Source organism: Hydrogenophaga sp. (genome assembly GCF_026125825.1).
In the GTDB taxonomy this organism is placed as follows: Bacteria; Pseudomonadota; Gammaproteobacteria; order Burkholderiales; family Burkholderiaceae_C; genus Hydrogenophaga.
This window is the reverse complement of record NZ_JAHCKK010000128.1, coordinates 1-9160: the sequence shown is the minus strand read 5'-3', so window position 1 is coordinate 9160 and position 9160 is coordinate 1. Positions and strand designations below refer to the sequence as shown.

Sequence of the window (9160 nt, the reverse complement as noted above, 5' to 3'; positions counted from 1 at the left end):
CGCAGCGGCCCCTTGGCGGCGCGCATGAAACTGGTCTTCATTTCGATGGTGACCGCGCCCATGTCAGGCACGGTGGAGCGCGCGGCGTGGGCCATGACCACGTCCAGCAGCGTCATGCTGGCGCCGCCGTGCACCACGTCAAACGAGTTCATGTGGTCGGAGCCGGGGTTGAAGCGCAGTTCCGCCTCCCCGCCTTCAAACCGATGCAGCTCGAAGCCGAGCAGTTCGACAAAAGGGATGCGGACGGAAAAATCCATGGACGGATCACCCTCCGGTGATGACGGAGACGCCACCGTCCACGGCCAGCCACTGGCCGGTGATGTGCTTGCCGGCGTCGGACGCGTAAAGCACGGTCAGGCCCTTGAGGTCTTCGTCATCGCCCAGGCGGCGCAGCGGCGCATGCGAGGCAAGCTTTTCCTCGCCCATGGCCTTGAGCGTGCCCACGGTCATCTTGCTCGGGAAGAAGCCCGGGCAGATCGCGTTGACGGTGATGCCGTATTTGCCCCACTCGGCGGCCAGCGCGCGGGTGAAGTTGATCACCGCCCCTTTGGAGGTGTTGTAGGCGATGGTGTTCATGCCCGAGGGGTTGCCACCCAGGCCGGCGATGGACGCGGTGTTGATGATGCGGCCGGACTTGCGCGCGATCATGCTGCGCCGCGCGATCACCTGGCTGAGGATGAAGTAGCTGCGCACGTTGAGGTTCATCACCTTGTCCCAGGCCTCCACCGGGTGGTCTTCGGCCGGCGCGCCCCAGGCGGCGCCCGCGTTGTTCACCAGGATGTCGATATCGCCCAGGCGCTGCAGGCTTTCATCGGCCAGGCGGTGGATGTCTTCCTCCTTCGAGCAATCGGCCGCGACCCAGCGCGCATCGATGCCGGCGGCCTGCAGTTCGGCGGTGGCGCTCTCCAGATCCTCGGCCTTGCGCGAGCTCACCAGCACGCGCGCGCCGGCCTCGCCCAGGGCATGGGCCATTTGCAGGCCCAGGCCGCGCGAACCGCCGGTGATCAGGGCGGTCCTGCCCTTGAGGTCGAAGAGTTGGGGAATGGTTCGGGTCATGTGGTCATCCTCAGTGTGATGGAGAAAAGCGCTGTCAGGCATTGTGGGTGAATCAAGCGGGTGTGTCTGTCACCGGCGCGGCCTGCAAGGCCTGAAGCTTGTACCAGAGATGTGCTCGCAACCGGGGATCTTCGGTCAGGCCCATGCCATGGCGCAAGGCCGCAGCAGCATCCGGCCAGCGGCGTTGCTGCTCCAGCAGGTGCGCCCTCGCCACCCACCAGGGGGCGTGGTTGCGCACCTCGGCCTCGGACAGTTCGTCCAGCGCGGCCAGCCCCTGCCCTGCACCGTGCGCCGTGCCCAGCGCCACCGCATGGCCTACCCGGGCACCCAGCGTGGGCGCGATCTGCAACAAGCCTTGGTAGAGCTGGGCGATGCCGCCCCAGGGCACGCGGCCGGTGATGGCGCGTTGCGCGTGGGCCGACTGGATGGCCGCCTCCAGCTGGTACGGCCCCAGTTGACCAAGCGCTGCAGCTTCGTGCAGCAGCGCGTTGGCGCGTTCGATGTGTGCATGGTTCCAGCGTGCCGTGTCCTGCTCGTGCAGGGGCACGAAGCGCTCGCTGCCATCGGGTGCGGGCACGAACCGCGCCTGGCGGCGCGACTCGCAAAACAGCAACAGGGCCCACAGCCCGCGCGCCTCGGCATCGTGGGGCATCAAAGCCACGCACAGCTCGGCCAGGTACAGCGCTTCGGCGGCCAGTTCGGCGTTCAGGGACGCCTGTTCACCCGCTGCGCCGAGCCGCTCCCAGGCCAGCCCATAGGCGGCATACACCGCTTCCAGCACGGCGTGCGTGCGCTGCGGCAGATCGGCCGGCTCGGGCTGCTCAAAGCGGATGCCGGCCTGCGCGATCTTCTGCTTGGCGCGCACCAGCCGCTGCGCCATGGCCGTTGGCGACACCAGGAAGGCGGCGGCGATGCGCTGGGCGTCGAGCCCGAGCACGGCCTGCAGCATGAGGGGCGTGCGCACCCCGCGCTCGATCGCCGGATGGGCGCAGACCAGCATCAGGCGCAACCGGTTGTCGGGGATGGGGTGGGCCGTCAGGAAAGGATCGGGGGCTGCGTCGCCCTCGCGCGGCAGCAGCCCGCGCACCAGCGGGTCGTCGGCCAGCCGCTGCACCACGCCCTGGTGGCGCGCCGACTGCAACAGCTCGCGGCGCGCCACGGTGAGCAGCCAGCCCTCGGGCTGCTCAGGCACGCCGTCTCGCGGCCAGCGCTCCAGCGCCTTGACCAGGGCATCACCGAGCGCGTCCTCGGCGGCGGCCAGGTCGCTCCAGCGCCAGGCCAGGTAGGCCACCAGGCGGCCGTAGGCATCCCGCGCGGTCAGCGCAGCCGCTTCGGCCGCCCGGGTGTTCATGTGGCGTGCGGAATGTCCATGGGCGGCAGCACGGGTCGCACTTCCACGCTGCCGGTGCTGGCACAGGGCGCGCGCGCAGCCCACTCCAGCGCCTGATCGAGCGAAGGCACGTCGATCACGAAATAGCCCCCCAGGTGTTCTTTGGTGTCGGGGTACGGGCCATCCTGCACCTGGCGTTGCCCGTTGCGCACTCGCACCTGCGTCGCGTTGTGCGGCGGCTGCAGGCCGTTGCCGCCCCGGGTGATGCCCGACGCCTGCAGCGCGGCAATGTAGGCACCCCAGGCACCCCAGTAAGCGTCGTCGGGGCGGCGCTCGAAGTCGGATGCGGTTTCCTTGAAAACGATCATGTATTCCATGTGAAGCTCCTGAAGGGGCCGCGGGATGTCGCGGCCTGGTGACTGAAAGCGCAAACAGCTCGCGCTTCCTGCCCCTTGGATGCCTGAGGAACCGTTCGATCGACACGTCCCTTTTGCCGCCTGTCGGACAGGGCTCAGACCTCGTAGTCCATGCACTGCCGCTGCTCCACCACTAGGCGCATGAAGGGCTTGAGGGCGGTGTGCGAGGGATGGTTCTGGTACGCGGCGAGCGCGTCGCGGCCGGTGAAGCTGCTGTTGAGCACGAGATCGTAAGTGCATTCCAGGTCGCCTGCGGCCGTGGCCACCTCGAAGCGCACGATCCCGGGCACCAATTGAGCGCAGGCGTCCAGCAAGGCCTTGGCCTTGGCGATGTTGGCCTCCCGGCTGCTGCCGTCGGGCGTGGCCTTGATCTTCCACATGACGATGTGGTGCAGCATCAGAAGGCGTCCTCGGGCAAGGCCGCGCAGGTCTGGTCGCGGCTGCTCACCACCTGCAGCCACGCGCCGATCTTGGGCAGCTCGTAATGGAAGAAAAAGCGCATCGCGGCCAGGCGGCCGGTGCGCGCGTTCGAGGCGGTCGCCGCGTGCGCGGCCAGCGCCACATCCAGCCAGACCCAGGCCAGCACCGTGTGACCGAAGGCCTGCAGGTAGGGCACGGCGTTGGCCAGCGCGTCGGTGGGCTCGCCCGTGGCCCAGGCGGCCTTGGTGGCGGCGCCGACCTGCGCGAGCGCCTGCCCCAGGGCGTTGGCGTGGGCAGCCAGTTCGGGGACGTGGATGGCGCGCTGGATCGTGCCATCGATGCGACCAGCCAGCAGGCTCAGGCCCTTGCCGCCTTCCATGAGCACCTTGCGGCCCAGCAGGTCCATGGCCTGGATGCCGTGCGTGCCCTCGTGGATCATGTTCAGGCGGTTGTCGCGCCAGTACTGCTCCACCGGGAAATCGCGCGTGTAGCCGTAGCCGCCGTGGATCTGGATGGCCAGCGAATTCGCTTCCAGGCACCACTCGCTCGGCCAGCTCTTGGCGATGGGCGTGAGCACCTCCAGCAGCAGGCGCGCGTCGTCCGCCGTGGCGGCGTCTGCGGTGTGTTGCTCGTCCACCAAGCGGGCGCAATACAGCTCCAGCGCGAGCGCGCCTTCGCAATACGCCTTCTGCGCCAGCAGCATGCGCTTGACGTCGGCGTGTTCGATGATGCGCACCGGCGGCTGCGCCGGGTCCTTCCCGGCCGGGCCCATGGGGCGGCCTTGCGGGCGGTTTTTCGCGTAGTCCAGGCTGGCGTGGTACCCCGCCATGCCCAGCATGGTGGCGGCCATGCCCACGCCGATGCGGGCCTCGTTCATCATGTGGAACATGCAGTGCAGGCCCTTGCCCGCCTGCCCCACCAGGTAACCCACCGCGCCCGCCTCGCCGCGCACCGGGTACTTGCCCTCGCCGAAGTTCAGCAGCGTGTTGGTGGTGCCGCGCCAGCCGCATTTGTGGTTGAGGCCCGCGAGGGCCACGTCGTTGCGTTCGCCGGTCAATTCGCCGGCGGGGTTCACCATCTTCTTGGGCACGATGAAGAGCGAGATGCCGCGCGTGCCCGGCACGAGCTTGCCGTTCTCGTCAGGAATTTTGGCCAGCACCAGGTGGATGATGTTCTCGGTCAACTCGTGCTCGCCGGCCGAGATCCACATCTTGTTGCCCTTGAGGCGGTAGCGAGGCCCGAGCGGGTCGCTCTCGAAGCCGGCGCCGTCGGGCACGGCGCGGGTCACCACGTCGCTGAGCGACGAGCCGGCCTGCGGCTCGGACAGGCACATGGTGCCGGAGAACCGGCCGGAGAACTCGTTGAGCGCGAACGCGGTCTTCTGCGCCTCGGTGCCGTGCACCATCAGCAGGTTGGCGTTGCCGGTGGTGAGCATGCCACTGCCAATGCTCACCGAGGCCATGGCGAAAAAGGCGTTGGCCGCAGCCTCGACCGTGTAGGGCAGCTGCATGCCGCCCACTTCGTAGTCCTGCGCGGCGCTGAGCATGCCGCTCTCGGCATAGGCTTTTTGCGCGTCGTGCGTGGCCTGCGGCAGGATCACCTTCTCGCCGTCGAAGTGCGGCTCCTGCGTGTCCACCACGCGGTTGAATGGCGCGTACTTCTCGCGCGCGATGCGCTCGCAGGTGTCGAGCACGGCGTCGAAGGTCTCGCGGCTGTGGTCGGCGAACCGGGGTCGCTCGCTCAGCGCGGGCGCGTCGAGCCAGTCGTAGAGCAGGAAATCGACGGTGGGGCGCAGACTCATGAATGTCTCTTCTTCAGTTCTTGGCTGGCAGTGCGGCGATGGTGCCCTGCGCCACCGCGCAGAGCTTCTCCGCCCCGTCCTGGAGCACGAAGACGTCGCAGCGGCAGACCGATTGCGTTCTGCCGGTGTGCACGGCCTCGGCCCGGGCGATCAGGCGTTCGCCGATGGCCGGCCGCAGGTAGTTGATCTTGAACTCTGCCGTCACCACCGGCAAGCCCAGGGCACTGCCGCCAGCGTAGGTGAGTGCGTTGTCGGCGGCGTAGCTCAGCACGCCACCGTGCACGAAGCCGTGCTGCTGCTTCACCGATTCGCCGATGGGCACATGCAGCTCGCAATGCCCCCGGGAGAACGCGGCCAGCTCGGCGCCGATGAGGCGCGAGAACGGCTGAGCGGCCAGCACCTCGCGCCCCATGGCCAGAAACACCTCGGGGCTGACGCTGGCCTCGGCCATGGTGACGGCCCTCAGAGCACTTCGAACACGCCGGCGGCACCCATGCCACCGCCAATGCACATCGTCACGCAGACGCGCTTGGCGCCACGGCGCTTGCCTTCGATCAGCGCGTGGCCGGTCAGCCGCTGGCCCGACACGCCATAGGGGTGGCCCACCGCGATCGCGCCGCCGTTGACGTTGAGGCGGTCGCCGGGAATGCCCAGCTTGTCGCGGCAGTAGATCACCTGCACCGCGAAGGCTTCGTTGAGTTCCCACAGATCGATGTCGCCGATCTTCAGGCCCAGGCGCGCAAGCACCTTGGGGATGGCAAACACCGGGCCGATGCCCATCTCATCGGGCTCGCAGCCAGCCACCGCAAAGCCCAGGAAACGGCCCAGGGGTTGGAGGCCGCGCTTCTCGGCCAGGGTTTCGTTCATCAGCACGCACGCGCCGCCGCCGTCGCTGAACTGGCTGGCGTTGCCCGCCGAGATCACGCCACCGGGCACGGCCGGGCGGATGCCGCTGATGCCTTCCTTGGTGGTGCCGGCACGAATGCCCTCGTCGTTCTCCACCGTCACCTGTTTGGTGGTCAGGCCCATGACCTTGTCGGCCACGCCGGCGGTCACGGTGATGGGGGCGATTTCGGCCTTGAACAGGCCGGCTTCCAGCGCGGCCGTGGCCTTCTGCTGGCTGGCCGCGCCGTATTCGTCCATCGCGTCGCGCGAGATGTTGTAGCGCTTGGCCACCTGCTCGGCGGTCTGCAGCATGTTCCAGTAGATCTCGGGCTTGTTCTTCACCAGCCAGGGATCGGCCAGCATGTGGGTGTTCATCTCCTGCTGCACGCAGGAAATGCTCTCCACGCCACCGGCCACGTACACGTCGCCTTCGCCGGCAATGATGCGTTGCGCGGCCATCGCGATGGTTTGCAGGCCGGACGAGCAGAAACGGTTCACCGTCATGCCCGAGGTGGTGATGGGCAGGCCGGCGCGCAGCGCGATCTGGCGCGCGATGTTGGCGCCGGTGGCGCCTTCGGGGTTGGCGCAGCCCATGATGACGTCGTCCACCTCGGCGGCTTCGATGCCGGCGCGCTGCACGGCGTGCTGCACGGCGTGGCCGCCCAGGGTGGCGCCATGGGTCATGTTGAAAGCGCCCTTCCAGCTCTTGGCCAGGGGGGTGCGGGCGGTGGAAACGATGACGGCGTTGGTCATGATGAATTCCTAGTTGTCTTGCGAATGGAACGGTGACACGAGAGAGGCGCAGCTGCCCCGGGGCACCCACGGAACCGGCTTCGCCGGGCCAAGGGTGCGTCCCCCCTGGGGGGAAGACGCGAAGCGGCGCAGGGGGGTCATCACGAATTGAAGGTCTTGCCTTCAGCCACGAGTCGGGCCAGCAGCGGCGCCGGCTCCCAGAACTTCGCGTCGTCCAGCGGGTTCTTGGCGAAGCGCTTCATGCTCTGCACCACGTTGAACAGGCCCACCGTGTCGGCGTAGATCATCGGGCCGCCACGGTGGATCGGGAAGCCGTAGCCGAAGATGTAGACCACGTCGATGTCGCTGGCCTTGTTGGCGATGCCCTCTTCCAGAATGTGCGCGGCCTCGTTCACCAGCGAATACACCAGGCGCTGCACGATCTCCTCGTCGGAGATCTTGCGTGGCGTGATGCCCAGCGACTTGCGGTGGTCCTCGATCATCTTGACCACCTCGGCGTTCGGGATCGCGTCGCGCTTGCCCGGCACGTAGTCGTACCAGCCGGCGCCGGTCTTCTGGCCGAAGCGGCCCTTCTCGCACAGCAGGTCGGCCGTCTTGCTGTACTTCATGTCCGGCTTTTCCTGGTAGCGGCGCTTGCGGATCGCCCAGCCGATGTCGTTGCCGGCCAGATCGCCCATGCGGAATGGCCCCATGGCCATGCCGAATTTCTCCATCGCCTTGTCCACCTGCTCGGGCGTGCAGCCTTCGTCCAGCAGGAAACCGCCCTGGCGGCCGTACTGCTCGATCATGCGGTTGCCGATGAAGCCGTCGCACACGCCAGAGACCACCGCCGTCTTCTTGATCTTCTTGGCCACGGCCATCACGGTGGCCATCACGTCCTTGGCGGTCTTCTCGCCGCGCACCACTTCCAGCAGCTTCATCACGTTGGCGGGGCTGAAGAAGTGCAGGCCCACCACGTCCTGCGGGCGCTGGGTGAACGAGGCGATCTTGTTGACGTCCAGCGTGGAGGTGTTGGAGGCCAGGATCGCGCCCGGTTTCATCACACGGTCGAGTTCCTTGAACACCTTCTCCTTCACGCCGATTTCTTCAAACACGGCCTCGATCACGAGATCGGCCGAGCCGATGTCGTCGTAGCTCAGCGTGGTGCTCAGCAGGGCCATGCGCTGCTCGTACTTGTCCTGCTTGAGCTTGCCCTTCTTCACCTGGGCTTCGTAGTTCTTGCGGATAGTCGCGATGCCGCGGTCCAGCGCCTCCTGCTTCATCTCCAGGATCTTCACCGGGATGCCGGCGTTGAGGAAGTTCATGGAGATGCCGCCGCCCATGGTGCCGGCGCCAATGACCGCGACCGAGGCAATATCGCGCTTGGGCGTGTCTTCCGGCACGTCGGGAATCTTGCTCGCGGCGCGCTCGGCCGTGAACAGGTGGCGCAGCGCGCGGCACTCGGGCGTCCACATCAGGTTGATGAAGATCTCGCGCTCGAAGACCATGCCGTCGTCGAACTTCTTCTTGGTGGCCGCTTCCACCGCGTCCACGCACTTGGCGGGGGCCGGGAAGTTCTTGGACATGCCCTTGACCATGTTGCGCGCGAACTGGAAGTACGCGTCACCCAGCGGGTGCTTGCACGGCAGGTTGCGCACCTTGGGCAGCGCGCTGCCATCGGCGGCGTGTTTGGCGGCCACCTCGCGGGCCAGGGCGAAGGCTTCGTCGGCCAGGCTCTCGGCCGACGCGGCCAGCTTGTCGAACAGCTTCTGGCCCGGCAACTGGGCCAGCATTTCACTCTTGACGGGTTCGCCGCTCACGATCATGTTCAGCGCGGGCTCCACGCCCAGCGCACGCGGCAGGCGCTGCGTGCCGCCGGCCCCGGGAATCAGGCCCAGCTTCACCTCGGGCAGCGCCACATTGGTGCCGGGCGCGGCGATGCGGTAGTGACACCCCAGGGCCAGCTCCAGGCCGCCGCCCATGGCCACCGAGTGGATCGCCGCCACCACCGGCTTGGAGGCGTTTTCCACCGCCAGGATCACCGAGAGCAGGTTCGGTTCGGCCAGCGCCTTGGGCGAGCCGAACTCGCGAATGTCCGCGCCACCCGAAAACGCCTTGCCGGCGCCGGTCAGCACGATGGCCTTCACGGCAGGATCGGCCTCGGCCTTGGCCAGCCCGTCGGTGATGCCCTGGCGGGTGGACAAACCCAGGCCATTGACCGGCGGGTTGTTCATGGTGATGACGGCCACATCGCCGTGGACCTGGTACTCAGCGGTCATGAAAGCTCCTTCGTTGTATGTCGGACAGTGCCTGAGGGCGTTGACTGTGACGCTCTTCTGTAAAAAGAACGATCGTTCGATTCTAGAAAGATTGTGCAGCGCCGCAAGGCCCGGGTGTCGCCGGGTTGTCTCAAAAGGGTGCGGCCGGCGCGCGTGCCTCCCTCCAGGATGCCGTGGGTCCGGCTCCGCCGGCCCACAGGCATCGCCCCCCGGTGGGGGGTGACGCCGCAGGCGGCGCGGG

At 67.6% G+C, this 9160-nt stretch carries 9 protein-coding genes; all 9 read right to left on the bottom strand.

What is annotated here, in order from left to right:
• Positions 1-257, bottom strand: a 257-nt coding sequence (locus KIT86_RS22965) for a PaaI family thioesterase (RefSeq protein ID WP_297402717.1), incomplete at its 3' end; no start/stop codon positions are given.
• 7 nt (positions 258-264) lie between these two features.
• Positions 265-1056, bottom strand: coding sequence for an SDR family oxidoreductase (locus KIT86_RS22960; protein WP_297402715.1), 792 nt, complete (start codon positions 1054-1056; stop codon positions 265-267).
• A gap of 52 nt (positions 1057-1108) precedes the next feature.
• Positions 1109-2407: a DUF6596 domain-containing protein gene (locus KIT86_RS22955; protein ID WP_297402713.1), complete on the bottom strand. Its 1299-nt coding sequence runs from the start codon at positions 2405-2407 to the stop codon at positions 1109-1111.
• On the bottom strand, positions 2404-2763 hold the full coding sequence (locus tag KIT86_RS22950; RefSeq protein WP_297402711.1) for a YciI family protein: 360 nt from the start codon (positions 2761-2763) through the stop codon (positions 2404-2406). Before KIT86_RS22950 ends, KIT86_RS22955 begins: the two co-directional genes overlap by 4 nt.
• 134 nt (positions 2764-2897) lie before the next feature.
• On the bottom strand, positions 2898-3200 hold the full coding sequence (locus KIT86_RS22945; RefSeq protein WP_297402710.1) for a Dabb family protein: 303 nt from the start codon (positions 3198-3200) through the stop codon (positions 2898-2900).
• Positions 3200-5023: an acyl-CoA dehydrogenase gene (locus tag KIT86_RS22940; RefSeq protein WP_297402709.1), complete on the bottom strand. Its 1824-nt coding sequence runs from the start codon at positions 5021-5023 to the stop codon at positions 3200-3202. Before KIT86_RS22940 ends, KIT86_RS22945 begins: the two co-directional genes overlap by 1 nt.
• A 13-nt stretch (positions 5024-5036) precedes the next feature.
• Positions 5037-5474 carry a PaaI family thioesterase gene (locus tag KIT86_RS22935; protein WP_297402707.1) on the bottom strand — a complete coding sequence of 146 codons (438 nt, stop codon included), beginning with the start codon at positions 5472-5474 and terminating at the stop codon, positions 5037-5039.
• Between the two features lie 11 nt (positions 5475-5485).
• Positions 5486-6661, bottom strand: coding sequence for an acetyl-CoA C-acyltransferase (locus KIT86_RS22930; RefSeq protein ID WP_297402705.1), 1176 nt, complete (start codon positions 6659-6661; stop codon positions 5486-5488).
• Between the two features lie 140 nt (positions 6662-6801).
• A complete protein-coding gene (locus tag KIT86_RS22925; protein WP_297402703.1) occupies positions 6802-8919 on the bottom strand; it encodes a 3-hydroxyacyl-CoA dehydrogenase NAD-binding domain-containing protein in 2118 nt (705 codons plus the stop codon).
• Positions 8920-9160: the final 241 nt, after the last annotated feature.

Bases quoted from the DNA above. Each gene is read 5' to 3' on its own strand.
- KIT86_RS22940 (WP_297402709.1), bottom strand. From the start codon at position 5,023: ATGAGTCTGCGCCCCACCGTCGATTTCCTGCTCTACGACTGGCTCGAC.
- KIT86_RS22925 (WP_297402703.1), bottom strand. From the start codon at position 8,919: ATGACCGCTGAGTACCAGGTCCACGGCGATGTGGCCGTCATCACCATG.
- KIT86_RS22960 (WP_297402715.1), bottom strand. From the start codon at position 1,056: ATGACCCGAACCATTCCCCAACTCTTCGACCTCAAGGGCAGGACCGCC.
- KIT86_RS22950 (WP_297402711.1), bottom strand. From the start codon at position 2,763: ATGGAATACATGATCGTTTTCAAGGAAACCGCATCCGACTTCGAGCGC.
- KIT86_RS22935 (WP_297402707.1), bottom strand. From the start codon at position 5,474: ATGGCCGAGGCCAGCGTCAGCCCCGAGGTGTTTCTGGCCATGGGGCGC.
- KIT86_RS22930 (WP_297402705.1), bottom strand. From the start codon at position 6,661: ATGACCAACGCCGTCATCGTTTCCACCGCCCGCACCCCCCTGGCCAAG.
- KIT86_RS22945 (WP_297402710.1), bottom strand. From the start codon at position 3,200: ATGCTGCACCACATCGTCATGTGGAAGATCAAGGCCACGCCCGACGGC.
- KIT86_RS22955 (WP_297402713.1), bottom strand. From the start codon at position 2,407: ATGAACACCCGGGCGGCCGAAGCGGCTGCGCTGACCGCGCGGGATGCC.